The sequence below is a fragment of the Streptomyces sp. NPDC002138 genome (assembly GCF_040296485.1).
Lineage (GTDB): Bacteria > Actinomycetota > Actinomycetes > Streptomycetales > Streptomycetaceae > Streptomyces.
Genome location: NZ_JBEOXE010000025.1, coordinates 1 through 26,097, shown reverse-complemented (window position 1 = coordinate 26,097; position 26,097 = coordinate 1). Strand labels below are relative to the sequence as shown.

General features: G+C 71.3%; 25 protein-coding genes and 1 pseudogene. 11 read left to right on the top strand and 15 right to left on the bottom strand.

The features are described 5' to 3' along the window. Window positions 1–30 precede the first annotated feature (30 nt). Window positions 31–927, top strand: a complete 897-nt coding sequence (locus tag ABT084_RS18200; RefSeq protein ID WP_351044564.1) for a LysR family transcriptional regulator — start codon at window positions 31–33, stop codon at window positions 925–927. Window positions 928–1,137: 210 nt separating this feature from the next. Here ABT084_RS18200 and ABT084_RS18195 read toward each other — a convergent pair whose 3' ends face one another. Next, window positions 1,138–1,617, bottom strand: a complete 480-nt coding sequence (locus ABT084_RS18195; RefSeq protein WP_351044760.1) for a MarR family winged helix-turn-helix transcriptional regulator — start codon at window positions 1,615–1,617, stop codon at window positions 1,138–1,140. A 243-nt stretch (window positions 1,618–1,860) separates the two neighbouring features. Between ABT084_RS18195 and ABT084_RS18190 the strand changes: the two genes are divergently transcribed. Continuing rightward, on the top strand, window positions 1,861–2,991 hold the full coding sequence (locus ABT084_RS18190) for an NADH:flavin oxidoreductase (RefSeq protein ID WP_351044561.1): 1,131 nt from the start codon (window positions 1,861–1,863) through the stop codon (window positions 2,989–2,991). Between the two features lie 375 nt (window positions 2,992–3,366). Here the strand turns inward: ABT084_RS18190 and ABT084_RS18185 are convergent, their stop codons facing one another. Continuing rightward, entirely contained in the window at window positions 3,367–4,953 is a 1,587-nt protein-coding gene (locus tag ABT084_RS18185; RefSeq protein WP_351044559.1) for an FAD-dependent monooxygenase, read from the bottom strand. Between the two features lie 454 nt (window positions 4,954–5,407). Between ABT084_RS18185 and ABT084_RS38035 the strand changes: the two genes are divergently transcribed. Beyond that, a complete protein-coding gene (locus ABT084_RS38035) occupies window positions 5,408–5,935 on the top strand; it encodes a helix-turn-helix transcriptional regulator (protein WP_502968967.1) in 528 nt (175 codons plus the stop codon). A 502-nt stretch (window positions 5,936–6,437) separates the two neighbouring features. On the opposite strand, the gene ABT084_RS18165 is transcribed toward ABT084_RS38035, so the two are convergent. The 5 genes from ABT084_RS18165 to ABT084_RS18145 form a co-directional block, all read right to left on the bottom strand. After that, the gene (locus ABT084_RS18165; RefSeq protein ID WP_351044556.1) at window positions 6,438–7,898 is read right to left on the bottom strand and encodes a hypothetical protein; all 1,461 of its coding nucleotides are present in this window, start codon (window positions 7,896–7,898) and stop codon (window positions 6,438–6,440) included. A 102-nt stretch (window positions 7,899–8,000) separates the two neighbouring features. Continuing rightward, window positions 8,001–8,525, bottom strand: a complete 525-nt coding sequence (locus tag ABT084_RS18160; protein ID WP_351044553.1) for a SigE family RNA polymerase sigma factor — start codon at window positions 8,523–8,525, stop codon at window positions 8,001–8,003. Between the two features lie 388 nt (window positions 8,526–8,913). Then, the gene (locus ABT084_RS18155) at window positions 8,914–10,224 is read right to left on the bottom strand and encodes a replication-associated recombination protein A (protein ID WP_351044551.1); all 1,311 of its coding nucleotides are present in this window, start codon (window positions 10,222–10,224) and stop codon (window positions 8,914–8,916) included. Between the two features lie 162 nt (window positions 10,225–10,386). Then, window positions 10,387–10,761 carry an MmcQ/YjbR family DNA-binding protein gene (locus ABT084_RS18150; RefSeq protein ID WP_351044548.1) on the bottom strand — a complete coding sequence of 125 codons (375 nt, stop codon included), beginning with the start codon at window positions 10,759–10,761 and terminating at the stop codon, window positions 10,387–10,389. Further along, window positions 10,758–11,207, bottom strand: a complete 450-nt coding sequence (locus tag ABT084_RS18145; protein WP_351044546.1) for an MmcQ/YjbR family DNA-binding protein — start codon at window positions 11,205–11,207, stop codon at window positions 10,758–10,760. The genes ABT084_RS18150 and ABT084_RS18145 overlap by 4 nt, the downstream gene beginning before the upstream one ends. A gap of 77 nt (window positions 11,208–11,284) precedes the next feature. Between ABT084_RS18145 and ABT084_RS18140 the strand changes: the two are divergent. Beyond that, window positions 11,285–11,965: pseudogene (locus tag ABT084_RS18140) on the top strand (helix-turn-helix domain-containing protein); the annotation flags it as partial. A gap of 2 nt (window positions 11,966–11,967) precedes the next feature. On the opposite strand, the gene ABT084_RS18135 reads toward ABT084_RS18140, so the two are convergent. Beyond that, the gene (locus ABT084_RS18135; RefSeq protein ID WP_351044543.1) at window positions 11,968–12,960 is read right to left on the bottom strand and encodes an aldo/keto reductase; all 993 of its coding nucleotides are present in this window, start codon (window positions 12,958–12,960) and stop codon (window positions 11,968–11,970) included. Window positions 12,961–13,075: 115 nt separating this feature from the next. On the opposite strand from ABT084_RS18135, the gene ABT084_RS18130 reads away from it, so the two are divergent. The 3 genes from ABT084_RS18130 (at window position 13,076) to ABT084_RS18120 (ending at window position 14,747) form a co-directional block, all read left to right on the top strand. Further along, on the top strand, window positions 13,076–13,666 hold the full coding sequence (locus tag ABT084_RS18130; protein ID WP_351044540.1) for a TetR/AcrR family transcriptional regulator: 591 nt from the start codon (window positions 13,076–13,078) through the stop codon (window positions 13,664–13,666). A gap of 132 nt (window positions 13,667–13,798) precedes the next feature. Further along, window positions 13,799–14,077 (top strand): hypothetical protein, encoded by a 279-nt coding sequence (locus ABT084_RS18125; protein ID WP_351044537.1) that lies wholly within the window; start codon window positions 13,799–13,801, stop codon window positions 14,075–14,077. A gap of 127 nt (window positions 14,078–14,204) precedes the next feature. Next, window positions 14,205–14,747 (top strand): GNAT family N-acetyltransferase, encoded by a 543-nt coding sequence (locus tag ABT084_RS18120; protein ID WP_351044535.1) that lies wholly within the window; start codon window positions 14,205–14,207, stop codon window positions 14,745–14,747. A gap of 178 nt (window positions 14,748–14,925) precedes the next feature. Here the strand turns inward: ABT084_RS18120 and ABT084_RS18115 are convergent, their stop codons facing one another. Next, window positions 14,926–17,259 carry a glycoside hydrolase family 44 protein gene (locus ABT084_RS18115; protein WP_351044532.1) on the bottom strand — a complete coding sequence of 778 codons (2,334 nt, stop codon included), beginning with the start codon at window positions 17,257–17,259 and terminating at the stop codon, window positions 14,926–14,928. A gap of 308 nt (window positions 17,260–17,567) precedes the next feature. Here ABT084_RS18115 and ABT084_RS18110 point away from each other — a divergent pair, with 308 nt between their 5' ends. Continuing rightward, window positions 17,568–17,921 carry a hypothetical protein gene (locus tag ABT084_RS18110; RefSeq protein ID WP_351044530.1) on the top strand — a complete coding sequence of 118 codons (354 nt, stop codon included), beginning with the start codon at window positions 17,568–17,570 and terminating at the stop codon, window positions 17,919–17,921. 10 nt (window positions 17,922–17,931) lie between these two features. Here ABT084_RS18110 and ABT084_RS18105 read toward each other — a convergent pair whose 3' ends face one another. The 5 genes from ABT084_RS18105 to ABT084_RS18085 form a co-directional block, all read right to left on the bottom strand. After that, entirely contained in the window at window positions 17,932–18,723 is a 792-nt protein-coding gene (locus ABT084_RS18105; protein WP_351044528.1) for an alpha/beta fold hydrolase, read from the bottom strand. A 126-nt stretch (window positions 18,724–18,849) separates the two neighbouring features. Then, window positions 18,850–19,686 carry an alpha/beta fold hydrolase gene (locus ABT084_RS18100; RefSeq protein ID WP_351044525.1) on the bottom strand — a complete coding sequence of 279 codons (837 nt, stop codon included), beginning with the start codon at window positions 19,684–19,686 and terminating at the stop codon, window positions 18,850–18,852. A 70-nt stretch (window positions 19,687–19,756) separates the two neighbouring features. Then, entirely contained in the window at window positions 19,757–20,785 is a 1,029-nt protein-coding gene (locus tag ABT084_RS18095) for a saccharopine dehydrogenase family protein (RefSeq protein WP_351044522.1), read from the bottom strand. 825 nt (window positions 20,786–21,610) lie between these two features. Beyond that, on the bottom strand, window positions 21,611–21,751 hold the full coding sequence (locus tag ABT084_RS18090) for a hypothetical protein (RefSeq protein WP_351044519.1): 141 nt from the start codon (window positions 21,749–21,751) through the stop codon (window positions 21,611–21,613). 338 nt (window positions 21,752–22,089) lie between these two features. Then, window positions 22,090–22,425 carry a hypothetical protein gene (locus ABT084_RS18085; protein WP_351044516.1) on the bottom strand — a complete coding sequence of 112 codons (336 nt, stop codon included), beginning with the start codon at window positions 22,423–22,425 and terminating at the stop codon, window positions 22,090–22,092. 403 nt (window positions 22,426–22,828) lie between these two features. On the opposite strand from ABT084_RS18085, the gene ABT084_RS18080 reads away from it, so the two are divergent. Then, window positions 22,829–23,254, top strand: a complete 426-nt coding sequence (locus ABT084_RS18080) for a helix-turn-helix domain-containing protein (RefSeq protein WP_351044515.1) — start codon at window positions 22,829–22,831, stop codon at window positions 23,252–23,254. 40 nt (window positions 23,255–23,294) lie between these two features. Further along, window positions 23,295–23,774, top strand: coding sequence for an STAS domain-containing protein (locus ABT084_RS18075; protein WP_351044513.1), 480 nt, complete (start codon window positions 23,295–23,297; stop codon window positions 23,772–23,774). Here the strand turns inward: ABT084_RS18075 and ABT084_RS18070 are convergent. Beyond that, on the bottom strand, window positions 23,756–24,601 hold the full coding sequence (locus ABT084_RS18070) for a dienelactone hydrolase family protein (protein ID WP_351044510.1): 846 nt from the start codon (window positions 24,599–24,601) through the stop codon (window positions 23,756–23,758). The genes ABT084_RS18075 and ABT084_RS18070 overlap by 19 nt on opposite strands. Window positions 24,602–24,728: 127 nt before the next feature. On the opposite strand from ABT084_RS18070, the gene ABT084_RS18065 reads away from it, so the two are divergent. Beyond that, the gene (locus tag ABT084_RS18065) at window positions 24,729–25,871 is read left to right on the top strand and encodes a GlxA family transcriptional regulator (protein WP_351044507.1); all 1,143 of its coding nucleotides are present in this window, start codon (window positions 24,729–24,731) and stop codon (window positions 25,869–25,871) included. Window positions 25,872–26,097: the final 226 nt, after the last annotated feature.

Here is a 26,097-nt window from a genome sequence, read left to right as displayed (position 1 = left end):
CCGAAACGGCATGACGCCTACGCTGGAAGGATGAATGATCTCGGACAGGACCTGGAACTGCGGCTGGTGCGCTACTTCACCGTGGTGGCGGCGCACCAGCACTTCGGCCGCGCCGCCGCCGACCTGCACGTGGCTCAGCCGGCGCTGAGCCGCCAGATCCAACGGCTCGAGAAGCATCTCGGCGCCCGACTGCTGGACCGCGAACCCAAGGGCGCCCGGCTCACTCCGGCGGGCCAGAGGTTCCTCCCCCTCGCCCAAGCCCTGCTGCAGGCCGCCCGCCAGGCCGAACTGGCCGTGTGTGAACAAGCCGAGACCCAGCGAATCGCCATCGGCTACGTCGAAGACTTGGTGATCACTGCCGCCGTACGGGAACTGCGCCGCCGTCACCCGGACGCCGAGATCGCCACCCGCTACCTGAGCTGCCGCGACATCGGGGCCCTGTCCGACAACCGCGTCGACGCCCTGATCGCGCGGGCCCCGCTGCCGCTCGCCGCCGACGACGTGCTCACCACCCCGCTGTACGAGGAGCCCCGGATGCTCGTGGTCCCGCTCGGCCATCCCCTGGCCGACCGCACGTCGGTGACCGCGGAGGAACTGGCCGGCGAGGAGGCGGCGCCGTGCGCGTTCGAGACAGCGGACTGGACGTCCTACCGGATCCTCGGGGCCGGCGTCCCGCCGATCGAGAGCTACGAGGACAAGCTCGAACTCGTCGCGAGCGGCAGGGCGATCGCCGTGCTGCCGGTCGGCGATCGGCGTAGCTCACTGCGTCCTGATCTCGTCACCGTCCCGGTCGAGGGCGCTCCTCCGAGCCAGGTCGTCCTGGTCAGCCGCAAGGGCGACCCGAATCCCATGATCAGGAATCTCCGGCTGGCGGCAAAGGCCGCCCTGACCGCCCCGGCATCCGCACCGGCACCCGCTTGGCACTGAACTGTCCCGAGCCCGGCCGACCCGCTTCAGGAGCTCGGTCAGAGCAGGCGCGGGAGAACGGCTGGGGGCTGTTGCGCCGCTTGGTGATCTGGGGCTACGGAGCCAGGTGACCGTACGCCCGGCTCGCCGGGTCCGGGCGGCGGCCCAAGGGCGGGCGTTCCCACACGAGTGGGCCGCGGGCTCTCCTACGAGGCGGGGCCGCGGGCTTTCCTACAAGGTGGGGGCCGCGGGCTCCTGCGGGATCGGCGAGTGGCATGCGGAGTGGATGTCGCCCTCCTCCGCGCGCGGCCAGTGCCGTCCTTCGAGGGCCTCGGCGCTGCGGTTGAGCCGGGCCAGGACGTCCGCCAGTTCCCGTACCTCCTCGGGGGACCAGTCGGCGACCACCCGGGCCAGGCAGGACTGGTTGACCTCACGGTCTTCGGCGAGGCGGCGCCCGCCTTCGACAGTGATGCGCAGCTTGCGGGCCATGCCGCCGTCCGGGTCCGGGACGCGTTCGGCGAGTCCGCAGCGCAGGAGCGCCGATGTCTGACGGTTCACGGTTGACGTGTCGAGCCCGAAGGCTTCCGCCAGCTGTCCGATGGACATGGGGCCTTGGGTGTCGATCCGGCTGAGCAGCAGGTACGCCGACCGCTCCAGGCGTTCGGGGCCGCGGTCGCGCCCGGCCAGCACCTGGTGCCGCGAGAGCAGCATCAGCTCCCGCTCCAGTTTCTCCAGCACTGCGCCTCCCGCTCCTTCCGACGCTCCATTTCCGACGGTCCATTATCGCGGACCCGAGGGCCCGCATGCCCGGTACCGGCAGACCTCCACGGGGGTGGCGCGCGGACGGCTCCGGGCGAGGTTCGGGGGCGCTGCAATATGCATGATACATATCGTGTGTACGATGCACTCCTCGCCGGCACCCCGACGAGCCACAGCCTCACCCGGAGGACCCGCATGACCGTCACCACGTCCACCGCCTCCCGCGCGGCCGAGATCCTGTCCCGGCCCATCACGCTGAACGGCCTGACCGTTCCCAACCGCATCGCGATGGCGCCGATGACGCGGATGTTCTCCCCCGGCGGCGTGCCCGGCGAGGACGTGCAGGCGTACTACGCCAGCCGGGCCGCCGCGGGCGTGGGCCTGATCGTTACCGAGGGCACCTACGTCGGCCACGACTCCGCCGGGCAGAGCGACCGGGTGCCGCGGTTCCACGGCGAGGACCAGCTGGCGGGCTGGGCGAAGGTCGCCGCGGCCGTGCACGAGGTCGGCGGCACGATCGTGCCCCAGCTGTGGCACATCGGCATGGTGCGCAAGCAGGGCGAGGAGCCCTACGCCGCCGCGCCCGCCGTCGGCCCCTCCGGCATCCGCGTCGACGGCACCGAGGGAACCGGCAAGGCGATGACCCGCGCCGACCTCGACGACGTCATCGGCGCGTTCGCCGATGCCGCCGCGGAGGCGGAGCGGATCGGTTTCGACGGCGTCGAGCTGCACGGCGCTCACGGCTACTTGCTCGACCAGTTCCTGTGGGAGCGGACCAACCGCCGCACCGACGCGTACGGCGGCGACGCGGTGGCCCGTACGAAGTTCGCCGCGGAGATCGTGGCGGCGGTCCGCGAGCGCGTCGCGGCCGACTTCCCGGTGATCTTCCGCTACTCGCAGTGGAAGCAGGAGGCCTACGACGCCCGGCTCGCGCAGACCCCGCAGGAGCTGGAGACGATCCTGGCCCCGCTGGCGGCGGCGGGCGTCGACGCGTTCCACGCCTCCACCCGGCGCTACTGGCTCCCGGAGTTCGAGGGCTCGGACCTGAACCTGGCCGGCTGGACCAAGAGGCTCACCGGTCGGCCGACCATCACCGTCGGCTCGGTCGGCCTCGACGGCGACTTCATCCGCTCCTTCGCCGGTGAGGGCGCGGCGCTCGGCGATATCGACAACCTCCTGGACCGCATGGAACGCGACGAGTTCGACATGGTCGCCGTCGGCCGGGCACTGCTCCAGGACCCGCAGTGGGCGGCGAAGGTCCTCGGCAACCGCTTCGACGAGCTGAAGCCGTACGACGCGGCGGCCCTCAAGTCGCTCAGCCACTAGCCACCGGCCAGCCACCGGCCGACAGCCCGCTGCCGACAGCCGTCGGGGGGGAGGGCCGCGCCTGGGGCCGAGTCCAGCGTGAAGGCTGTACGAGTCCAGGACACGCCGGGAGCTTTGTGAGGGATGTGTGGCGGCCCTGCTCGCCTTCGCCCGCGGCGCCGAGACCTGTGGCGGGGCTGTCACCCTGCCGGCCACCCGAAGGCCAGCACCGTGGCCCTGTCTCCGCCCTCCCTCAGCGACACCGCCGCTGACAGCTGTGGCCCGCCCGCCCGCGGTGGCGGCGGGCGGGAGACCCTAGCGCCCCGCCCCTCAGGCCCCTGTTACGCCGCGACCAGCCAGGTGCAGCGTCCCGCAGCCGGGCCCGGGAGGCAGGGCTCACCGTCGGTCTGAGGCACCCGTGCGCGAGGTGGCGTCCGCGGGGTGGGTTGCGGACGGCACGCCGGTCGTGGCGGCAGGACCGAACCAGCGGCCCGCGGCCCGCTCAAATGCCTCGCGGTCAGGCTGCGGGTCACCCGCCCAGGCGACCACGCCGTCCGGCCGCACCAGCACGGCACCCGCGCCGAGGTCGTTCTCCGCCGCCCCGGCTGCGTACCGGAGCCGGCCCGCCCAGCCCGCTGCCGGAGCCTGCAGGGTCCGCCCGGCGCTGAAGTCGAGCAGCAGCCCCCGCCCGCCGGCCATGAGGTGGCCGAGCCGGGTCCCGTCCTCCATGGCGTAGTCCGGGGCGCTCAGGCCGACCAGCGGGTGCTCGCTGCCGAGGTCGTAGCGGATCCATGCCCCCGACAGCTTCTCGTAGACGTAGGTCGCCCCGTCGCGGGTTCCGATGAGATCGCGCACCACTGCCTGGATGGCCTGGGCGTGCGGGTCCGGCCGCATGGTCGCCACCTGGGCGCGCGTCCAGTCCAGGACCGCGGCGCCGATCGGATGGCGCTCCTCGGTGTAGGTGTCGAGGAGTCCGCCCGGCGCGTACCCGTGCACGGTGGCCGCGAGCTTCCACCCCAGGTTCACGGCGTCGCCGATGCCGGTGCTCAGGCCCTGGCCGCCGAGGGGCGAGTGGATGTGGGCCGCGTCGCCCGCGAGCAGGACGCGCCCCCGCCGATACGCCGTCGCCTGCATCGCCCGGTCGGTGAACGAAGAGGCGATGTGGACCTCGGCGATGGTCACGTCGGTACCGGAGACCCGGCGCAGCACCTCTTGGAGGTGTTCGTGGGTCGGCGGCAGCGAGCGGTCGAAGGCTCCGCCGTCGAAGTCCATCATGGCGATGTGTCCGCGGGCGGGCAGCCGGAGGTACATGCCCGTCGGCGTCAGGTTGAAGCCGTGGCCCAGCTGCTCCGGATCGGCGAGGGTGGCACGCATCGTGTATCCGGTGAACTGCGGCTCGGTGCCGACGAACTCGAAGCCCGTGAGCCTGCGCACCGCACTGCGTCCGCCGTCGCAGCCGACGAGCCAGCGTGCCTCGTACGCGTCCTCGCCGGCGCGGGCGACCACGCTCTCCGGGCCCTGGAGGACGGCCGAGACCGTGACGCCCCGCTTGATCTCCACCCCCAGCTTGGACGCCTGCTCGGACAACACCCTCTCGACCGCTTCGAGGTCGGTCCGCACGGATTCCTCCGCCGGGCTGGGCAACCGGAACGGAAGGGCGGCGAGGTCGATCAGGGCCCCGTCGAGGAGCATCCCCGCGAAGTGGCCGCCGATCCGGGGCCCGGAGGACGCACCCGCTGCTGAGATCGGAGCCCACATCTCCTGGGGGCCCGACGCCGCCAGCAGCGGTTCCAGCAGGCCGCGCCGGTAGAACGCCTCGACGGATGCGGCGGACAGGCCCCTCATCCCGAGCGGGGCCGCCCGTAACGGGGAGCCGAGCTCCGGCTCCCGTTCGAGCACCAGTACCGAGCAACCCGCGAGGCCGAGCTCGCAAGCGAGGATCAGACCGACCGGGCCGGCTCCTACGATCACTACGTCGTGCATGAGAGATCCCCTCCTCGAATGCCGCGCCGGACGAATCGTCCGGGGGCTCTTCCTCACAAGGTGTCAGCCCGCGCCGACAGGAGACCGACAGAGCCGACAAACCACCGACACCTCCCTCCTCGGTTGTCCTGGACCTCCCCCACCGGTGGCCGGGCCGTGGCGGGTGACCTGCGTCGGCAGGGTGCGCGGCACGATCGACTCGTAGGCGAGTTCGGACGACGTCGCGGTCGCGATAGCGGGGGCCGGGCCGTCGCGGACATCATGCGGAAGAGGTACGGTCAGCGGCTCGGGGCACTCCCGGAGGGGCTGCCGGAGCCTCCTTCCTCAGACCTCGGTCCAACCCGGCCGGGCGTGCGCCAACCGGCAATTTCGCCCGCGAAAGTACGCACCGCGTACTTTTGCGGGTTGGGTTCGGCGTTCGGCGGGCCACGTCGAACAGAGGAAGATCATCAGCATGGCCCCGAGTACACCGGCCACCGGTTCCTTCGGCACGCTGCTGCACGGTCTGCGCCGCAGGGCGGGGCGCAGCCAGGAGAATCTGGCGCACGCGGCTGGTGTGAGCGTACGTACCCTGCCCTACCTGGAGCAGGGCCGCTCCCGGGGGCCGCAGCGCCGCACCGTCCAGGCCCTGGCGAAGGCGCTGGGCCTGGACGCGGACGACGCCCGGGAGCTGGAGCAGGCCGCGAGCATGGGCCGGCCCCGACCCGCCCGCACGGCGGCCGTCCCGCCGCCCGCCGCCGTACCGGAGGCCACTCTCCACACGAGCGCACCCGACCTGCTGCCGCGCGCCGCGCGGTTTTCACGGCCGGGCGGCGGAGCTCGCCGCCCTGACCCGGGCCGCGACGGGCGAGGCGCCCCTCTGCCTGGTCGTCGGGCCCGCCGGGGTCGGGAAGACCGCGCCCGTGCTGCACTGGGCCTACCGCGACCCCGCCGGACTCACCGACGGGCGCCTCTACCCCGACCTGCGCGGCTTCAGCTCTGACACAGCTTCGCCAACGGCGACAGCGGATCCAACTGGAACGAGTGCAACAGCATGAAGAGCCGGCAGAACGACATCCTCCTGCGCTCGGGCAACCAGGACCCGTAGACCTACTACTACTGCGCCCCCCGGCACGGGCTGCGGAACGCGTTCGCGGGCACGGAGGGCGGCCCGGGGCGACTGGGCGTACCGGTGGCGACCTCGGGTACGACGAGAGCGCGGCGACCGTCGACAAGACCACCGGCGCAGTCCGGCAGATCGCGCACCAGGCGCGAACGGACGTCGCCGCGCGCCGACCGCGTGGTGTCGTTTCCGCAGCCGAGAGCCGGGCCGAATGCCGGAGGCGGGCGACCTGCAGAGCCTGCTCGGTCTCCTCGCGCCGGACGTCGTTGCGCCAAGTGGCGGCGGCGACCCTCCGGCAGCCTCCTTGATTGCCTGGCGGAGCCCGCCCGGGACGGGATCTGTTGGGGCAGATGCCGGCCCGGGCGGGGCTTCGGAGGGATGGTCAGGCGAACCACTTCTGGTCGAGGGCGATGGCCTTCAGCTGCGCCATCGTCAGGATGGGCTTCGCACGGGTGGCCGCCTTCCCCTGGTCGCCGGTGTTGAAGGCCGACACGACCACACGGCGACCGTCCGGGCGCAGGGTGTCGACGCTCCACCAGAGGACGCCCGCGCCGCCCTTCTCTCCGGACTTCTGCTCCGACAGCACCCGGGTGCCGTCGGGCAGGACGACGACGCCCGCGCCGTTCATGCGGTCCTTGAGGGCTTCACCCATGTCCTCCTGGACGTTGACCTGGACCAGCGAGGCGCCCTTGCCGTCATCGAGCACGAGCGAGCCGAAGCCGGGCTGTCCGGCCCTGCGCAGGACCTTGATGCCGGACTTCGGCACCAGGGATTCCAGCACCGCGACCGTACGGCCCTGGCCCGCGCCCTCCTCGCCCGTGTCGCCCCGGCCGGCGTCGCCCGGGTCGGGCGTCTGCGCCGCTCCGCCGGAGGGCGGCTGCGGCGCGCCGGTGGTGGAGCCCCCCGCGCCCTTGGTCTGATCGGGGGCCGAGCCGGCGGTCGTGCCCGTGTTCGCGCCGGTGGAGGCGCCGCCGGAGGCCGCCGCGGTCCCCTGGTTGGGGACGGAGCCCGTTCCCGACGGTGCCTGCTGGGGCGCGGGCAACCGGCTCAGGACCGGGCGCCACAGGGCCGAGGTGGTGAAGTCCTTCAACTGGGCCTTGGTCAGCGGCGGGTTGGCCCGGGTGACGGGCTGCCCCTTCTCCGCGGGGGCGTTCCACTCGGACACGTCGACCTGGTAGCCCTCGCGGGTGACCAGGATGGCCCGCCAGAGCTTGGTGGGCTCGCGCTTGTCCGGGTATTCGTAGCCCTGGAAGAGGTTCAGCCGGCCGCCGTCCGGCAGCGTCTCGAGGGTGCAGGAGTCGTACGGGACCAGCTTGGGGTCGGGGCACTTGAGCATGTCCTCGGCCGCCTGCCCGTGCGGGTCGGTGCGGGAGAGGCCGACGGCGATCGCCGCGCGGCCCTTGCCGTCGTCGTACACACCGGTCACCACTGCGTTGGGCGACTGATCGGCGCCGCCCGGCACGGTCGCCGCGGTGTCACTCACCCGACCGCCCGTCAGCAACTGCCGGTAGATCTCTATCAGTCGGGACGCGGTCACCCCACCGCCGGACTGGCCGGCGGTCGGGGTGGAGGCTGCGGCCGTCTCGGTGTTGGGGAGGGGAGCGGCGGCGACGTTCGCCCTGTTGTCGTTCGGGGTGCCGACGGCGATCAGGCCGCTCCCGTAGGCGCCGACGGATCCGATGACGGCCAGGGTCAGGGCCGAGCCGCCGACGATGGAGGCCCGGCGGCGGGCCAGCAGTCGGCGGCCTCGCCGCTCGCCGGCGGCCGCCAAGTCCGGGCGGCCGGGGGCGAATCCGTCGCCGGCGCTCCGCAGGGCTGCGCCGAGCTCGTCTTCAAAGGGCATGCCGAATCACCTTCCGGGGTGGTGGTCAAACGCGCCGGTGTGGTCCGGCAACGGACGTGACGGGTACGAGGAGTGGGGCATCGCTGGGTGGCTCCCCCGCACTCAGGTGGCCACGAATACGCTGAGGCTTCCGCCCAGTTCCGCCCGGAGGCGGGCGAGCGCGCGGGTACTGCGCGTGCGCACCGCCGCCGAGGTGACGTTCATGGCTTCGGCGGTCTCCTCGACGCTGCGGTCCTCCCAGTACCGCAGTACGAGGACCGCGCGGTCCTTGGGGGCCAAGTGACCGAGCGCCTCCAGCAGGGTCAGCCGCAGGGCCGGATCGGCCCCGGCGACCGGGAGCGGGCTCGTTCCACGCGTGTCGGTCAGGACGGCGAAGGGCCGCTCCCCCGCGGAGCGACGGCGCTTGTGTTTGAGGAACTCCCGCACCAGCACCGTCTGTGCGTACGCGGCCGGATTGTCGATACTGGAGGTTCTCCCCCAGATCAGGTACATCCGGCCCAGGGTTTCCTGAACGAGGTCCTCGGCGAGGTGGGTGTCCCCGCTCGCCAGTAGACACGCCGACCGGTACAGACTCCCCGCCCGGACCTCCGCGAACTCGCGGAACCCCTCCCTACGCACTTGCCCCATCCCCGTCCCCCTCGCTTCCGACTCACCCCATAGACGCGTGGGGAGCGGGGGAATGTTTCACTCTGTGGGAAGGGAATTAACGGAACGTGCGCTACCGGGTGGTGGGACGCACAGCCGGTGGTGCGGAACCGGTACGGCGCCTCGGATCGGGGCCCCTTCGCGGGGGTAGCCACACCGACATGTGCACCGAGTCGGCCGGCTCCCCGTCGAACCGGAGCCATAGCTCGACGGCCTGTCCGAATACGATGCGCGCCGGGCGAGGTTGCCGGGGCTCGGGGCGGCGCCCCGCACGACGTGATGCTTCTGCGAACACGGAACGTGAAGCCACCCGCTGGTCCCGAGGGCATCGCTCCGCAGTGGGGCGAGTGAGGGTCCGGGCGACGGCCGGTCAGCGTTGGGGGCGCTCGCGCAGGGCGGCCCAGTGGCGTAGGCGCTCGGTGATCTGGGCTTCGTAGCCGTTGCCGGTGGGCTGGTAGTACGTCTCGCGGTCCATGTCGTCGGGGAAGTAGTCGGCGCCGGAGAAGCCGTCGGTGGTGTCGGGGTCGTACTGGTAGTCCTTGCCGTAGCCGAGGTCCTTCATCAGGCGGGTCGGGGCGTTGAGGATGTGGGCGGGCGGCTTGAGGGAACCGGTGCGGCGGGCGGCGCGGTGGGCCGCGTTGAAGCCGCGGTAGACGGCGATGGACTTGGGGGCGGTGGCGAGGTAGACGACAGCCTGGGCGATCGCCAACTCGCCCTCGGGGGAACCGAGTCGCTCGTACACGTCCCAGGCGGCGAGGGTCTGCTGAAGGGCGTGCGGGTCGGCGATGCCGATGTCCTCGCTCGCGAAGCGGACCAGGCGGCGGGCCACGAACAGGGGGTCCTCGCCGCCGTCGATCATGCGGGCGAGCCAGTACAGGGCCGCGTCCGGGTCGGAGCCGCGCATCGACTTGTGGAGCGCGGAGATCAGGTTGTAGTGGCCCTCCTGCGCCTTGTCGTACAGCGGGGCGCGCTGCTGGATGTGGTGGGCGAGCGCGGCGGTGTCCAGGGGGGTGCCGGTGTCCGGGAGGGCCTGGAGCTGTTCGGCCATGTTGAGGAGGTAGCGGCCGTCGCCGTCGGCCATGGCGATCAGGGCGCGCCGGGCATCGACGTCCAGGGGCAGGTGGTGGCCGGTGAGGTCCTCGGCTCGGTCGAGGAGTGTGGACAGGGCGGCTTCATCGAGGCGTTTGAGGACGAGGACCTGGGTGCGGGAGAGGAGGGCGCCGTTGAGCTCGAAGCTCGGGTTCTCCGTGGTGGCGCCGATCAGGGTGATCGTGCCGTCCTCGACGTAGGGCAGGAAGCTGTCCTGCTGGGCGCGGTTGAAGCGGTGGATCTCGTCGACGAACAGCAGGGTGCCCTGGCCGATGGTGCGCCGGCTGCGGGCGGCGGTGAAGACCTTGCGCAGGTCGGCCACGCCGGAGAAGGTGGCCGACACCGGTTCGAAGGCCAGGTCGCTGCCGTCCGCGAGGAGCCGGGCGATGGTCGTCTTTCCCACGCCGGGCGGGCCCCACAGGATGGCGGAGCCGAGGCGCTGCTGGGCGACCATGCGGCCCAGCGGGGCGTCCGGGGCCAGGAGGTGGTCCTGCCCGACGACGTCTTCGAGCCGGGTGGGGCGCAGGCGGTCGGCGAGTGGCCGGGCGGGCTCCTCGTCGAAGAGCGGCAGGGTCGCTTCGGTCGGTTCCATCGGTCTCTCGGATCGCGGGTGGAGGTGTACGGGCGGGGGGTGCGGGCGGAAGGTGTACGGGCCGGAGGTGTACGGGCGGGAGGTGTGCGGGCGGGTGTGGCGAGCCTTGCACGGGGCGCTGACAGGCGTGGGCTCAGCGGCTCGTGGGCGCGCGTGCGGTGTTCATCGGGTACGGGGGCGGTCGCGCCGCGGAAGCCGCTCGACGGCCAGGTCGTAGGAATCCTCGACCACGTCGGTGACCAGCCGCTTGGTGATGCCGGGGCCCGGTCCGAGCGAGATCCAGTGCCGTTTGTCGAGGTAGCGGCCCGGTGTGATCGAGGCGTGGCGGTGCAGGTGCGCGCGGGCGCGTTCGGGTTCGGGTTCGCACTTGACCGTGATGATCTGTTCGTCCGGGTCGTCGCTGACGATCAGGAACACCTTGCCCGCGACCTTGTACACGTCCAGGTGCTGGGTGAACGGGTAACCGTGGTCCGTCCCGGGCAGCGCGAGGGCCGCCTGGCGGGCGGTGTCCTGGAGCCGGTCGCCGGCCGCGCTCACCGGGCCGCCCACGTGCGGCTGCCGTAGGTGTGCGGGTCGACGGGCCGCTCGGCCCTGGGCAGGCGGGCGACCACGAGTCGGTAGGAGTCGGTGACGAGCTCATCGACGAGTTCCTCGTCGACGCCGTCTTCCGTGTCGACGCCGTCTTCTGGTCCGACGCCGCCTTCCGGTCCGACGCCGTCGCCGCCCTCCAGTGTGATCCAGTGCTTCTTGTTCATGTGGTAGCCGGGGGTGATGTGGCTGTACTGCTCCCGCAGGGCATGTGCCTCACCGGGGTCCGCCTTGAGGATCACGACGGGGCCCCCAGGAACCTCGGTCATCAGCATGAACACCTTGCCGCGCACCTTGAAGACCTCCCAGTCGTCGCCGAAGGGATGCTCCAGCCGGGCGCCGGGAAGCTCCTGGGCGCGGTCGGCGGCGGTCTTGTGCAGGGTCGTCCCGATCATGGGGAGTGCCTTCCTCACGGGGTGGTCGCGGCGGCACATCCCATCCTTCCCGCGAAGCCGACAAAAAGGGCAGTAGGCTGCGGACACGGGCCGTGGAGCCGCCCCGGCCGGGCCGCGCCACCTTCCACTACCTGATCGCCGTCACCGAGGGCGAGCTGCGGCACGACGTCGACCACGTCACCTGGACCGTCGCCCCCGGCCAATGGCTCTGGGTGCGTCCCGGACACACGCTGTGCTGGCATCCGCCCGGCTCCGCCCGCGGCCCGTTCATCCTGTTCGAGCCGGACGTGCTCAGGCCCGACATCGCCCGCCTGCCGGCCCCGCTCACCGCGCACGGGGCCCCTGCCGTGCTGGGCCCGCACCCCGACGACGCCGCCTGGCTCCGGCAGACGGCGCTCCAGCTCCTGGACGAACACCGCGCACTCGGACGCCGGCCCCTAGGTGTGCACCACGCCCTGCGGCGCAGCCTGCTCGAATCGCTACTGCTGCGCCTCGCCAACGCCCCCGGGGCCATCCCCGCCGACACGCGTGCCCACACGAGTGCCGGCACGAGCCGTGGGGACACCTACGGACGGTTCGCGGACACCCTGGAGCTGCACTTCCGCGCACTGCACCGGGCCGCGGATTACGCCGAGCTGCTCGGCTGCTCGGTCCGCACCCTCAGCCGCGCTGCCCGGGACACCACCCGCAAGGGAGTACGGGAGCTCATCGACGAGCGGCGCCTGCTCGAAGCCTGGCGCCTGCTGGGAGGTGCCCGGGGTCAGACCCAGTCGGGGACATGCTCTGCGGCGTAGCGGGCGCCGAATCCGCCGGTCGGGAGGATCTCGCGGATCGCGGCGAGATCGGCCTCGGTGAGGGCGACGTCGGCGGCGCGGGCGTTCTCCTCCACGCGGGCGGCGCTGCGGGTACCGGGGATCGGGACGATCTGGTCCCCCTGGGCGAGCAGCCAGGCCAGGGCGAGCTGGGAGACGGTGATGCCCTTGGCGGAGGCCAGCACGCCGAGTCGGTCCACGGCTTCGACGTTCTTCTCGAAGTTGCCAGGCTGCCAGCGCGGGTCGTTGTTGCGCAGGTCCGTGGCGTCGTACTGTCCCGCGGGCTTCGCGGTACCGGTGATGAAGCCGCGGCCGAGGGGCGAATAGGGGACGAAGCCGATGCCGAGCTCCTGAAGGAGCGGGAAGAGCCGCTCGACGTCGCGCTCGAACAGCGAGTACTCCGTCTGCAGGACCGAGACCGGCTGGACGGCATGCGCCTTGCGGATCGTCTCCGGACCCGCCTCGCTCAGGCCGAAGTACTTCACCTTGCCCGCGTCGATCAGCTCCTTCACCGTCCCCGCGACGTCCTCGATCGGCACGTCGGGGTCGACGCGGTGCTGATAGAAGACGTCGATCTGGTCGACGCCCAGGTAACGCAGGCTGTTGTCGGCGACTTTGCGGATGTTGTCCGGGCGGCTGTTGAGGCCAAACCCTTTGGAGAGGTTGGACAGGTCGGACAGGTCGAAGCCGAACTTGGTGGCCAGGACCACCTCGTCACGGAAGTCCTTGACCGCCTTGCCGACCAGGATCTCGTTGGAGCCGGTGCCCCAGCCGTAGAGCTCGGCGGTGTCGAAGAAGGTGACGCCCAGGTCGTGGGCGCGGCGGATGGCGGCGATACCCGCCTCCTCGTCACCGGGACCGTAGGCCATGGTCACGCCCATCGCGCCGTAGCCGATCGCCGAGACGGCCAGGCCCTGGGTGCCGAGTGTCCTGTGCTGCATGCGGATCTCCTCATTCTCACACCGAACCAAACAGTTCGGTTTTGATTCTGTGCCGACCATACGCCGACCATCCCCCCACGGCAAACCAAACGGTTTGGTCGGGTAGCGTGGAAGCATGAGCGCCTCAACCCCCGCAGACTCGGTCCGCGACCGCATCGTGAGTGCCGCCAAGGCCGAGTTCTCCCAGCACGGGATCGCCGGGGCGCGGATCGACCGCATCGCCAAGGCCGCCAAGACCAGCAAGGAACGCGTCTACGCCTACTTCTCCAGCAAGGTGGCCCTCTACCGGTTCGTCTCCGCGCAGGAGCTGGCGGCCGTGGGCGAAGCGACCCGCATGGACCCCACCGACCTGGCCGGTTACGCCGGCCGGCTCCACGATCACTTCACCGAGCACCCCGACCGCTTCCGGCTCATGAGCTGGGGGCAACTCGAGCTGGAAGCCGGCGGCTGCCTGCCCCAGGACAGCTTCCGCGAGTCGGTGGCCCGCAAGGTGGGACAGGTACGCGACGCGCAGGAAGCCGGGCAGCTGGACGCCGACTGGGACCCGGTCGACATCCTGGTCTTCGTCCACCAGATCGCCACGGCCTGGGCCACACAGCCTGACCTGCTGCCCGAGCACGGGGAGGACCGCGCCCCGTTCCTGGCGGCACGCCGGGCCGCCATCGTCGCGGCCGTCGAGCGCCTGTTTCCCGCGACCGCGAGCTGACATCAAACTTGGGTTGGCGCTCCCCCGGACTGCAAGGAGCTCGCTGCGGTCTACGGGCCGGGCAGATATGCCGACTACCTGAGCGTCTACCACCCGTACGGGGTCACCGAATGGGTCCGCCTCACCGGGCCCATGCCCGACACGATCCGCGGACAGCTGCAGCAGGACGACGACGGCGACACCTACCCTGTGCCCTACGACCCGCGGTTCCTGTTCGCCGTCGGGGGCACCGACAACGGCGAGTACCTGTTCTGGATCAGCGAGCCGGAGTCGGCGCCCGACCGCTGGTGTATCGCCGTCCACGAGGCGCGCGGGCCCTGCTGGTTCAGGTACGACGGCGCCCTCACCGCGTTCCTCGCCTCGGTCCTGAGCGGGAAAGCACCGTCCCCCGATGCGCGCCGGACCTCCTGACCGGCGGGCCTGGGAAGCGGCCCACCCGGCCTGGCCCGGCCCTGGCCTGATGGCCGAGCCGGGGCCGTGGTCAGCCGTAGAGGAATGCCCATGGTGGAGAGCCTATTTTCTGATCCAGAATGATTGGATGGTCACGCTTGAGACTCCCCGTTTGATCCTGCGTCGCTGGCGCGAGGAAGACGTTGCGCCCATGGCTGCCGTCAATGCCGACCCCGAGGTCATGCAGTGGATCCGTGATGGCAGCGTCCTTGACGAACAGCAGACTCGCGGTCGGGTCCAGGGGTGGGAGAGCGAGTGGGAGTCACAGGGCTTCGGCTTGTTCGCCGTGGAGATCCGGTCCACTGGTGAGCTGGCCGGGTTCACCGGCCTTTCGGTGCCCCATTTCTTGCCGGAGGTACTGCCGGCTGTTGAGGTCGGCTGGCGGCTGGGTCGTTCCCACTGGGGGCAGGGCTTGGCAACCGAGGCCGCCGCGGCCGCCGTCCGGTTCGGGTTCGAAGAGCGAGGGCTGGAGCGGATCGTCAGCATCACTCAGGTGGGCAACGACGCCTCCGAACGGATCATGACCAAATTGGGGATGCATCCGGTCCGTGAGACCGTCAATCCCACCGGCGGGCGGCGGGTCCGGGTGTACGAGTTGTCGTCGGACCAGCACGTCGCCACCACTCGTTGACGGCGGCAATGAGGACGGCAGCCTCGTAGCGGACCGCGAGTGTGCAGTACCTGGTGGCCACGGCTCGGTGTCTCCTGAGGCGGTTGATGCCGCACTCGACCGCGTGCCAGTGGTGCGAGCGCGCATGGCCGACCCCTAGTGGTGCGGGGTCGGGCATGCGTGGGCGGGGCGGGGCGGGTCAGTGAAGGGGGGTGCCGGTAGTGGTGCAGGTGGTGCCGTTGAGGGTGAAGCCGCCCGGTGTGGGGTTGGTGCCCGAGTAGGCGCCGTTGAAGCCGATCGTGGTGAAACCTCCGGTGGACAGGGACGCGTTCCAGCCGGCGTCCTTGACGATGACCGCGGCGCCGGTCTGCGTCCAGGTGCCGTTCCAGCCCTGGGTGACCGTCTGGTTGTCGGCGAAGGTGAATCCGAGGTTCCAGCCGGTGACCGGCGCCGCCAGGTTGGTGATCTTCACGCTCGCCGTGAAGCCGGAACCCCAGTCGTTGCCGATCTGGTAGGCGACGGTGCAGCTGCTCGTCGTGGCCGGGCCGGTGGTGACGTGCAGCGGAGCCGACGGAGGTGAGCTGCGGCCCGCGGTGTCGATGGCCACCACGCGGAACGTGTAGGCGGTGCCCGGGGTCAGACCGGTGACGGTGGCGGTGGTGGCCGACGCGGGGACGGTGGCCAGCGGCGCCGCGGTGGCCGGGTCGCCGGCGTATACGCGGTAGTCAGCCAGGGGCGAGGTACCGGGTGTGGCGGCCGGCCAGGTCAGCGTCACGCGGTCGGGGCCGGTCACGGAGGCCGTGGGAGTGCCGGGTGCGGAGGGCGGGGTGGCCTGAGCCGAGTCGGCGGGAATGACGTACTCGGTGATGGAGTACGCCGGGAAGGTCGCGGTGAAGGAGCCTCCGTTCAGCGGTTGACCGGCCGGGTGCTGGATCGTGGTGGGGTCGCCCTGGCCGTAGCGGTAGACCTGCGCCGCTGCCGGGAGCGCGGTGCCACCGGTCACGGAGACGGGCGCGGTCAGGTCGCCCGTGCTCTTGTTGATCACCATGACCGTGGTGGCGTGATCGCCGCTGCGCTCGGCCGCGTACACGGACAGCTTGTCCTGGTCGGCGCTCGCGGCCTTGACGGAGGTGTCGCCGAAGGTGCCGCCCTGACCGTCGTAGTTGAGGAACATGCGGAAGGCGTACGCTCCGGGGTCGCTCGCTTTGGGCGGTGACCACAGGGTGGCCAGGTCCAGCCCCTGACGTCCGAAGATCCCGAGCACGTCGGCCTGGGCCAGGCCGCCGTCGATGTGGTCCAGCGCGCCCCAGTTGTACTCCGAGATGGCCAGCTTCGTACCCGGGTAGTTCTGGTCGACGAGCGAGCGCATGCGGGGGACGAACTGGATCGGCTGGTTGATCCAGCTCTCGTCGACGTACGAGGGATCCCACAGCTGCCGGGTGGAACGCAGTCGCAGGGCCTGCGTCGCCGCATCGTCCGCGCTGCCGGACACACCGGACTGCTGCGGGTAGATGTGCTCGTCGAAGTAGTCCAGGATCCGACGCCCGTGCGCCCGCTCGTACTCCTTCATCTTCTGCAGGTACCACGGGGCGAACTGGACGCCGCCGTGCGCGGCGGCGTCCGGCGGGTTCGACCAGCAACTGCCCCCCTGCCGACCGCACACCTGCTGATCCTGGCCGGAGTAGATCAGCGAGTTGAAGCCCCATCCGACCGGACCGAGGGTCTGCGCGGCCGGGTCGGCGTCCTTGACGGCTGCGGCGATGGCGTAGGTGCTGTCGCGCAGTTCGTCGTAGCCCGGCCCGGCCGGGTGGACATCGCGGTGCGTGCCGAACCACAGGTCCGGTTCGTTGTCCAGGTTGTAGAAGCGCACCCCGCCGCTGTTCGCGGTGCCGTAGGTGCTGTCGAGGTACCGCACCCAGCCCTTGACGAAGTCCGGCCCCGCGGGCGTGCTGGTCTCGGCCGGAGCGTTGCCCGTGATCAGGGTCCCGTCGGGCTTCATGCCGTTGCCGCAGTCCGGCCGCCACTGCGCGTCGGTGTCCTGCTGGGAACCGTACTTGGCGACGCTGAACCCGCAGCCGCTGTCGCGGCCGGCCGCCGTCCAGCCGATCATCGGCACGGTCATCAGCGTGTCGGTGCCGGTCCTGCGGTTCTGCTCGACGAACTTGTCCGCCTGCGATCCGGCGGGCAGTGCCGCGGTGTCGTTGTTGTAGTGCAGGTCCTCGAAGTACCAGTCCGACCCGGCGTTGTAGGCGTCGAGCTTGTAGTTGTAACGGCTGGTGGCGTTGCCGCCCCAGCGGCCCATCGGCAGACGCAGTTCCTTGGCCAGTGCCTCGTCGGGGAAGTTCATGCCGTAGATGTGGGGGTCGATGGCGTGGCGCCCGCTGGTGGCGTCCACGGTGATCGCCGGTCCCGCGGTGGCAGCGGCCGCCGGCACCGCTCGACCGGGCGCGGTGCCGACGGCCTGCGCCGCTCCGGTACCGGCCAGCAGTACCGCGACCGCCGCCAACGCGGCCGCCTTGTGTGTCGTACGCATGGTCTCCTTCTCAGCGGCCGACAGCACGGGCGGTACGGCCCGCAACGCCCGAAGGGTGCGATCGACACGTACCGCCAACAGCGCCGCGACCTTGGTGGGGGATGGAAACGACCGCGCTGTGGGAGCGCACGGCACTCAACTCCCTTCCCAGATAGGCCAGTTGTGCCGTGGGAGCGCTCCCATCCAGGAGTCTGGAGCGCCTGGACCGGGGTGTCAACACGTATGCGCGGAGGACTGACCCGAACTCATGACGGAGCGAGCGAGCGTGATGGGCTGATGTGCGGGCGTCCGGGGGTGGGCGAGACCACGTGCGCGATGGAGCTGTGGGCGGCGGCTGCGTTCGACTCTCCAGCGACGAGGTGGTCCGGCAGCGGATCGGGCGGCAGGACGGCGACTTGGTGCTGGAGATGGAGATGGAGATGGAGATGGACGACTGCGACCGGCGCGACAGGAAGGCCTGCCGCGAACAGCGTGAGGAGCTGGCGGAGTTGATGTGTGCCGGGCGCTTCGCCATGGTGGACTACAGCTTCTGGAACCGAGCAACCCGCCCGGACGGCGTCCATGCCTTGGACCAACTGCCGCACCAGGGCGGCGGCAGGGGTGTAGCAGGTCGTGGCGTGGCCCGAGCCGGGGTACCGCTGCCGGCTCGGGCCCGGCGGTGACGAGGGTGGTTCAGATACGCGCGAGGAACTCCCGGACCGCGGTGGCGAAGCCCTCGGGGTCGCCCTGCTGGACGAAGTGGTCGGTGTCCAGGGAGCGGTACGTCGTGCCGGGCCGTCTGGAGCACATGGCCCGGGCCTGCTCGGCGGGCAGGACCTGGCTGCGCCGCCCGTGGATCAGCAGTGCCGGGCAGTCGGTGGTGAGCCACTGCTTCCAGTGGTCGCCGTGGACGAGGTTCTCGGAGTCGACGGTGTCCTGCGGGTGGAAGGGCAACCGCCAGCCTGAGCCGCCGGGTACTGGGCGCAGCAGGGGGCCGAGGGCCGCGGCCAGGGGTCCGCAGGCGGCGGCCAGTTCCTCGCGGGTAGCTGCGGTGTAAGGGAAGTCGAGGACGAAGGCGAGGGGGCTGGTGCCGTGGTCGGGGAGGTCTACGGGGGTGTCGACGCTGATCAGGGCCTCGACCCGTTCGGGGTGTTCGGCGACCAGGTGGACGGCGTTGAACGCGCCGAGGGAGTGGCCCAGGACGACCGCGCGGTCGATGCCGAGGTGGTCGAGGAGGGCGAGGAGGTCGGCGACGTAGCCGGCGCGGGTGTATTCGGGGGCGCGGTCTGAGTCGCCGTGGCCGCGCTGGTCGGGGGCGATCACCCGCCACTCGGGTCCGAGGGCGGCAGCGAGGGCGGTGAAGGATGCCCCCTCGGAGAGGTGGCCGTGCAGCGCTATCAGGGGGCGGCCGGTTCCGCCGTGGTCGAGGTAGGACAGGGTGCGGCCGTCGACCGTCAGGGCGGCACGGGTGGGCTGGACGGTCATGGTGGTGGAACTCCCTCGGTTCGGGGTGTCTGGGGGCGGGGCTTCTGCAAAGACCGCTCGGGTGAGCGCCTCGGTGGCCAGGTGGGGCGGATGCCCCACACCTACCGGCGGGCGTGGGCTTCACCGTCAGGCGCGGGTGAGGGAGAAGGTGCGCAGGTCGTCGTTGAGGCGGTCCGCGTGGGTCGCGAACAGTCCGTGGCCCGCGTGCTCGTACACGTGCAGCCGCGCCCCCGGGATCAGGTCGGCCGCGCGGCGGCCGGTGAGGGCCAGGGGGGCGGATGCGTCGTCCGATCCGTGGATGACGAGGACCGGGCAGTCGATCTTCGCCAGCTCAGGGGCGAGGTTCAGGGTGGGGAGGAGGTCGCCAAGGGCGTTGGCGGCGTGCGCCGTTGCCCCGTGGCAGCGGTCCACCATGCGCGCAACGTACGCGTCGGACACCTGCGGGCCGGGCAGGTGTCGGGCGAAGAACGCGTCGGCGCCATCGGCGAAGAACTTGGCCCGGTCCTGGCGGAAGGTGTCGTTGAATCCGCGGATCAGGTCCGGGTCCAGTCCCTGCGGGTGGTCCGCGGAGCGGGCCGGCCCCGGGGCCATGCCGCCGATGAGGGCGACGCGCGCCACCCGGCCGGTACCGCGCAGCGTCAGGTACCGGACCACCTCGACCGTGCCCATCGAATGCCCGGCCAAGGTGGTGTCGCGCAGGTCCAGGTGATCGAGCAGCGAGCCCAGGTCCCCGGCGAGGGTGTCGAGGTCGAAGCCGCCCCAGACGTCCTCGGACCTGCCGTGTCCCCTGCGGTCGAAGCCCACGCAGCGGAAGCCCTCGGCCGCCAGCGGCAGCATCTGGTACTCCCACATCTCGGTGCCGAAGTACGCGCTGTTGACGAAGACGATCACGGGTCCGTCGGCGGGGCCGTAGTCGACGAAGTGGAGGCGGGTGCGGTCGGTGGCGGACTCGAAGTACGGCATGGCGGGGGTCCCCTTCAGCGGGTGGCTGTCACGGGCTGTCCGGTACGGCGGTACGGCGGTACGGCGGTCCTTACGGATGCAGTTCCAGGGTGATGTGCGGGGACAGTGCGTGCAGGAAGTCGGGGGCGTCGAACATGGCGCCCGCGGAGGCGACACCGACGGCATGGGTGCGGCCGTCGAGGACGCGGTCGAGGGCTTCCACGACGAGGGGCGCGGTGACGGCGTAGATGTCCTGCCCGCGTGCGACGGCGCGTCGTTGGGCGTCGCCCGATCGCACGACGGCGTCGATGAGGAAGGTCTGATCGGACCGGCCGCTCTCGTCGGCCGCGGCCGACGCGGGCGTGTCGGGCGAGACGACGTCACGAGCCGCCTCGGCCGTCATGTACGTGGTGACCTCCGGGATGGACAGGTGGCTGGGTACGGTCACCACATCGGCCATGGTGAACTCCCCGATCACCTGACGCGGTCCCATCGGCTCGGGGAAGGACCATTCCAGGGCGGGCGCGGCATCGGTGCGGCGCTCCCACTGGCCCCCGGTGTAGCGGAGGCGATAGTCGCCGCGTCGCTCGCGGGAGACCGCGCCGGACAGGCGGGTGCCCGCGGTGGGGTGCCAGTGGCTCAGTCCGTAGGCGATGTGTGCCGAATCGGCCTCGGTCCAGTCGCCCATCGCCGCGGTGGCCAGCAGGTCGCCCAGACCGCCGAAGAAGGCCATCGCCGGGACGATGAGCGCTCCCGCTTCGCGTGCCCGGTCGGCGAAGTCCGCGAAGGTGTCGAGGTTGGCCTCGATCTCGGCTGCGACGTCGAGATACGGGATCCGCGTGCGCAGGGCGGCTTCGATCACGGGGGCCGTGGTGGCGGCGAACGGCCCGGCGCAGTTGATCACGGCAGACGTACCGGCCAGGGCGTGGTCGAGTGAGGCGGGGTCGTCGGCCGAGGCGACTCGGGCGTCCAGGCCGGCCTCGTGCGCGAGCGCCTTCAGCTTGTCGGCGTCACGGCCGGAGAGCACGGGGACGTACCCGCGCTCGAGGAGCTCCGCTACGACGAACCGTCCGGTGTGCCCGTACGCACCGAACACCGCCACCTGCTGGCCCGATCCCATGAGTTGTTCCTTACATCTGAGTGATCCGCAGCTGATCCGCTGCGGCCTGTTATGGACATCCTGACGACAAACAGCACCGCCCACGAGTGTCTGAAACGACGTGCGTCATACACTTTCGGACACGGGACAACCTGCCCCACCTCGTCAACCCATGGGACGGCGTCGCGCTCTGCGGACCGGGCGGCGTGCGCCGTGCGGGTCAACCCTTCCGCCTGGAAATCGACCACGGACCCGCCCCTCTTCCGCACGGCCGTCCGGTCCGGCCAACATGGTCGGATGACCGACTGCTCGGAGCGCATGGCGCCCGACCCTTGTGCCCGCCCCGCTGCGGTGCTGCGGTGTCCCTGGCCCTGCTCGGCTCCGGCTGCGCAAGTTCTGTGACCGGCGACATTTGCCAGCGACCACCGGCCACGGCCGACGCTCACACATCAAAGGCTAGGTCCCACAACACCCCTGCCCTGTACACAGAGTGCGGACTTCCTCTACCTTGCGCGCAGCAGCCTGCTGCGCCGCATCGTGTCGACCGGGCCAGCAGCCGCCACGGATACGGAGGCGGATACTGCACGGTCCGCGCCCGGAGATCATCGGTCAGTGCGGTAGGCATCCCCGGAAACGACGGAGGAGTTCACGACCGGCTGGGCTCTCGGCATCGAAGGCCTGTCCCTGCTGGTCACGAGAGAGGCTCGGCCCCCAGGCGCGCGCACCCTGACAGCGGAAACAGAAGGCGATCTCGAAGAGTTGATCAGTGGAGCTGTGTGCTCTGACTCCCCAGCCCGGGAGGAAGCATCGCTGCCGCTCGCCCGTAGGGAGATCGGCGATCAGCCCCTAAGCCTGCTGGGCCTGGCGGCCTGCCCAGATCTCGACGGTGTCACCGGAGAGATCCTTCGAAGTGAGGTGCCTGACGGGGTCGGTGATGCGGACGACCTCGATCAGTTCGGTCTTTGCACGGGTGTGGGGCAGCAGCATGCGCCCATACTCGCTGACCACAGCCCTGCAGCCCAGAGGCGGCGGGAAGGCGCGGCCCGCCGGTCGGCTTTGCCTGGCCCGCGGCCCGACTGGCGGACCTCGGTCCCGCGATCCTTTCCCGGGCGCTGTCGGCGCCCCACAACACTCACCGGCCTGGAGCAGCCCGTAACCCTCTGGCTGGCGAATCGTTCCTCCATGTGTCGCGACGGCATGCACACCGCTCCCCCGCGGTCCCCGCGACGAGGGGCCCGGGCAGCCGCCCCCCGACTCCCGGGCCCCCTGGAGAGCGCCTCGACTGCAGTGACAGGATGCGGGGAGCGGACCTCGGCCGTACTGGATCAGATCTTGACGCAGATGTCCTCGATCTGCCGGCCGTCTCGCTCCAGGCCGCCGCATACGAGTTTGGCGTGCGCCTGCTCGTAGCCCACCTCCCACCGGTGGCTGGCGGCGTGGACCTTGCGGGAGTGGAAGTTGCCCCAGTAGGAGCGCAGCGTGCCGGGGAGGCCGTCCCGGGTCTTTACGGTGATGTCCTGGACGAACCGGTTGTGGTGCGCGGTCATGACGCAGAGGTACTTGCCGCAGTGTGAGTTGACTCCGGCGTTGGCCGGTGTGGCGGCGAGCAAGGGGAGGGCGCAGGCCGCGAGCAGCGCGGCGAGGTTCTTCGTACGAGACATGCCCGGTCAACGATCAAGACGGTATACGGAAACGCGCAGCGCGCGGTGGGGACTCCGCGGAACCTCCACGGGTGACGGCGGCCCAGGCTGCCCAGGCGGCCCGGGCGGCCCAGGCGGCCCGGCCTCAGCGTCTACCGCGTCCGGCTCGGCGACGAGGAAGAGGACGAGGACGAGGACGAGCCGGTCGTGGTCGGCTCGGAGGTGGAGGCCTCTCACAGATGGGCCAGGGCGAACGCCGACAGGAACCCCGTGACGGTCAACAGTCCCGTCAGGAGATGGACGCGGCTGCACGCCTCGGGCGCGCGGGGCAGCGGGGGACTCGGCGGCGTTTCCTACCAGTCCGTCGGCGGAACCTGGTTTCCGGTCTGGTCAAACCGGAATCAGGGATCCTATAATCCCGGGTATGGAACCGGCAGAGCCCCGAACCAGCTGGACGTTCGTCACCCACCACGCCCGGATCCTCGCGATGCTGCTGCGCGATCCGGAGCTGCGGATGCGGGACATGGCCGAGACCTGCCAGATCACCGAACGCGCCGTACGCGCCGTCGTGGCGGACCTCGAGACGGCCGGCTACCTCACCCGCGTCCGCCACGGTCGGCGGAACCACTACCAGGTCACCGACGGCACCCACTTCCGCCACCCCGCGGAGGGGGCGGGCGAGATCACCCGGCTGCTCGACGTCCTCGTCAGTCTCGATTCGCCCCCCATCGCGCCCACCAGCCCGACCACCGGCGCCAGCCCGACCACCGGCGCCGGCCATCCCCCCGGCGGCCCCGCCAGCCCGCTGGCAGCGCCCCCGCCGGGCCCACCGAGCAGCAGGACCCGATGAAGTCCGCTCCGCACGAGTCGGTGCCGAAAGGAGACAGGCCATGACATGCACAGGCCCGGAAAACGCCGGCGCACACGAGGTCAGCCACCCGACCGTCACCGTGGACATCGAACCCGGCCCCCAGCGCATGACGGCCCGCATCCACGGAGAAATCGACATGGACGAGGCTCCCGGGGTGCGCGCGGAGCTCATCGCAGCGCTCGAAGCCAGCGTCACCGGCCTCGACGTCGACCTCTCCGCGCTGATCTTCTGTGACAGCGCCGGCCTGCAGGTCCTGCTCGATCTCCACCACCGCGCCCGCCGATCCGGGAAAACGCTCGTCCTCAAGACCAGCTCCCAGCTCAGCCGGCTCCTCGACCTCACCCAGACCCGGCACCTGTTCACCATCGACGACGGGAACGGCCGCCGGCCCTCCCCCCACGGCCACCCCGGCCCCGCGGACCACGCGGGGCGTACCGCGGCCCAGCCCGACATCCGCCCCCTGGACGATGCCGTGATCGCCTACAACGACGAGCCCTGAGTGAGAGTCCTTCGCCCTTCGCTCATTGGGGAGAGGCGGCCGGTGAGGAATGCGAGGATCTCGTCGCGGGCCCGCGTCGTGGGGTGACCGCTCTCGTCCACCAGATGAGCGGTGACGACGCTGTGCGGGGTGGCGACCACGTCGGCGAAGAAGGGCGGCGGGGCCGGGTTGGCGGCAGTGTCCGGCAGGACACGCCCGTCGAAGGCATCACCCAGCAGCGCGCGGTACGCGGCGAAGCGCTGCCCCGTGCACCAGCGGTCGCCCTCGAAGCGGTAGGCGAGGACGGTGAGTCCGTCACGGTGGAGCCGGTCGCGTACGGCGTGCGCGTCCACCGCGTCGAGTTCTAGCCCGCCGGGGTCGTCGAGCGGCAGCGACGGGTGGTTGACCACCGGGGCGATCACCGCGGGCTCCAAGGCCATGGTGAGGGCGAAGTTACCGGTGAAGCACAGTCCGATCGCGCCCACCCCCGGCCCGCCGCACGCGGCGTGGGCCTGGCGTGCCAAGCCGCGCAGCCAGTGCGTCACGGGGCTGGTGCCGCCCCCGGCGAAGGCGCGGAACTCCGCGCTCACACAGGCGCGGCGGACGACCTCCCGGCCGCCCTCGACGGTGGGGAAGGCGCCGTCCGTCCCGAACAGCGAGGGCACGTGAACGGTGAAACCCGCCTCGCGCACCCAGCGCGCGAGCCGCAGGACATCGGGGCTGATGCCCGGCATCTCGGGCAGTACCACGACCGCGGGGCCGGCCCCGGCCACGTACACGGTCTTCTCCACTCCCTCCACGGTCACGTTGCGGCGGGTGAAGTCGGTGATCGGATCGTCGTCGCTCATGGGGGCCAGCCTGGGCCCGGGACCGAGGGTCCGGCGAGGGGCGGGATCGCCAGGATCAGGGGTAATCTCGCCACTCACGAAGGGGGCGATCGGCATGGCGTCTACGACCGGGGACCGGGGACGCCCGGTGGCGGGCACAAGTCGGGTGACGGGCACGAGGCCCGCGCCGCGAGCGCAGGGCGTCACGAGTACGAGTACGAGTACGAGTACGAGTACGAGTACGGGCACGGGCACGGGCACGGGCACGGGTACGAGTACGGGTACGGGCGCCGGGCAGGGCGAGCTGCGGATCGGGATCCTGGCGTACCCGGGCTGCTTCGCGTCCGAAGTGTTCGGCGTTCCCGACCTGTTGACGATGGCCGGGCATGTCGCCGGACCGGGAGCACCCGGGTACCGGGTCTCGATCGTCTCTCCCCGCCGCCGGGTGACGGCGTCCGGCGGGGTGAACCTGGACGTGTGCCCCTTGCGGGAGGTGGACGTCCTGGTGGTCCCCGGCTTCGAACTGGGCCCGGACACCGACCTCGACGCCCGGCTCTCCCTGCTCTCCCCCGAGATCGCGGCGATCCGCACGGCCGCCACCGCCGGCACCGCCCTCGTCTCCCTCTGCGTCGGCGCGTTCCTGCTCGCCGAGGCGGGTCTGCTCGCCGGGCGCAGATCGACCACTTCCTGGCTGCACGCCGACGAATTGGCGCGGCGTTGCCCGGACGGCGACGTACGGCCCGAGCACCTGGTCGTCACCGACGCCGGGGTGACGACCACCGCCGCCTTCAGCGCCATGTACGACTTCGCGCTGGACCTGATCCGCCGGCACGACGGGCCCCGGGTGGCCCGCGCCGTGGCCCGGGTGGCGCTCGTGGACGACGCCCGCACCTCCCAGACTCCGTACGTCGACCCGGGCCTTCTCCCCCGGCCCGGCCGGGAGTTCTCCCAGCGGGTGATGCGGCATCTCGACCAGAACCTCGCCGAGCGATACGACCTCACCGCCCTCTCGGAGACGTTCCGCGTCAGCGCCCGCACGCTGTTGCGCCGTTTCGCCGAAGAGACCGGACAGAGCCCCCTGGCCCATCTGCAGACCTCTCGGGTCCGCCGCGCCCGCCATCTCCTGGAGAGCACCGACCGTACCGTCGCCGCCGTCGCCACGGCCGTCGGCTATCGCGACCCCGGAACCTTCGCCGCCCTCTTCACCCGGCACACGGGCCGACCGCCGAGTGCCTACCGAGCCGCCTTCCGCCGTACTCACCGGTCGCCCGCCCCGGACAGCGGAGGCTGAACCTTGGTGTGAGGTCCCCACGGAGAGCCTTGACGCTGTCCTGGGGCGGGCGGCCCCAGGGCAGTCGCGTTCGCCCTCGAAGGCCTCGCCGGGGCCCGCGGCGCCCTGTACCGCTGCCCCGGCGCGTCCCTCTAGTGCCGCGTCAGGCAACGTTTGCCCGTCAAGGAGCGGCGTCCGGTGCGTGCTCTCGGCGTGCCGGCCGGAAGCGCTCGTACTGGACGTACTT

Bases quoted from the DNA above. Each gene is read 5' to 3' on its own strand.
- ABT084_RS18200 (WP_351044564.1), top strand. From the start codon at position 31: ATGAATGATCTCGGACAGGACCTGGAACTGCGGCTGGTGCGCTACTTC.
- ABT084_RS18195 (WP_351044760.1), bottom strand. From the start codon at position 1,617: ATGCTGCTCTCGCGGCACCAGGTGCTGGCCGGGCGCGACCGCGGCCCC.
- ABT084_RS18190 (WP_351044561.1), top strand. From the start codon at position 1,861: ATGACCGTCACCACGTCCACCGCCTCCCGCGCGGCCGAGATCCTGTCC.
- ABT084_RS18185 (WP_351044559.1), bottom strand. From the start codon at position 4,953: ATGCACGACGTAGTGATCGTAGGAGCCGGCCCGGTCGGTCTGATCCTC.
- ABT084_RS38035 (WP_502968967.1), top strand. From the start codon at position 5,408: ATGGCCCCGAGTACACCGGCCACCGGTTCCTTCGGCACGCTGCTGCAC.
- ABT084_RS18165 (WP_351044556.1), bottom strand. From the start codon at position 7,898: ATGCCCTTTGAAGACGAGCTCGGCGCAGCCCTGCGGAGCGCCGGCGAC.
- ABT084_RS18160 (WP_351044553.1), bottom strand. From the start codon at position 8,525: ATGGGGCAAGTGCGTAGGGAGGGGTTCCGCGAGTTCGCGGAGGTCCGG.
- ABT084_RS18155 (WP_351044551.1), bottom strand. From the start codon at position 10,224: ATGGAACCGACCGAAGCGACCCTGCCGCTCTTCGACGAGGAGCCCGCC.
- ABT084_RS18145 (WP_351044546.1), bottom strand. From the start codon at position 11,207: ATGATCGGGACGACCCTGCACAAGACCGCCGCCGACCGCGCCCAGGAG.
- ABT084_RS18135 (WP_351044543.1), bottom strand. From the start codon at position 12,960: ATGCAGCACAGGACACTCGGCACCCAGGGCCTGGCCGTCTCGGCGATC.
- ABT084_RS18130 (WP_351044540.1), top strand. From the start codon at position 13,076: ATGAGCGCCTCAACCCCCGCAGACTCGGTCCGCGACCGCATCGTGAGT.
- ABT084_RS18125 (WP_351044537.1), top strand. From the start codon at position 13,799: ATGCCCGACACGATCCGCGGACAGCTGCAGCAGGACGACGACGGCGAC.
- ABT084_RS18120 (WP_351044535.1), top strand. From the start codon at position 14,205: ATGGTCACGCTTGAGACTCCCCGTTTGATCCTGCGTCGCTGGCGCGAG.
- ABT084_RS18115 (WP_351044532.1), bottom strand. From the start codon at position 17,259: ATGCGTACGACACACAAGGCGGCCGCGTTGGCGGCGGTCGCGGTACTG.
- ABT084_RS18105 (WP_351044528.1), bottom strand. From the start codon at position 18,723: ATGACCGTCCAGCCCACCCGTGCCGCCCTGACGGTCGACGGCCGCACC.
- ABT084_RS18100 (WP_351044525.1), bottom strand. From the start codon at position 19,686: ATGCCGTACTTCGAGTCCGCCACCGACCGCACCCGCCTCCACTTCGTC.
- ABT084_RS18095 (WP_351044522.1), bottom strand. From the start codon at position 20,785: ATGGGATCGGGCCAGCAGGTGGCGGTGTTCGGTGCGTACGGGCACACC.
- ABT084_RS18090 (WP_351044519.1), bottom strand. From the start codon at position 21,751: ATGCTGCTGCCCCACACCCGTGCAAAGACCGAACTGATCGAGGTCGTC.
- ABT084_RS18085 (WP_351044516.1), bottom strand. From the start codon at position 22,425: ATGTCTCGTACGAAGAACCTCGCCGCGCTGCTCGCGGCCTGCGCCCTC.
- ABT084_RS18080 (WP_351044515.1), top strand. From the start codon at position 22,829: ATGGAACCGGCAGAGCCCCGAACCAGCTGGACGTTCGTCACCCACCAC.
- ABT084_RS18075 (WP_351044513.1), top strand. From the start codon at position 23,295: ATGACATGCACAGGCCCGGAAAACGCCGGCGCACACGAGGTCAGCCAC.
- ABT084_RS18070 (WP_351044510.1), bottom strand. From the start codon at position 24,601: ATGAGCGACGACGATCCGATCACCGACTTCACCCGCCGCAACGTGACC.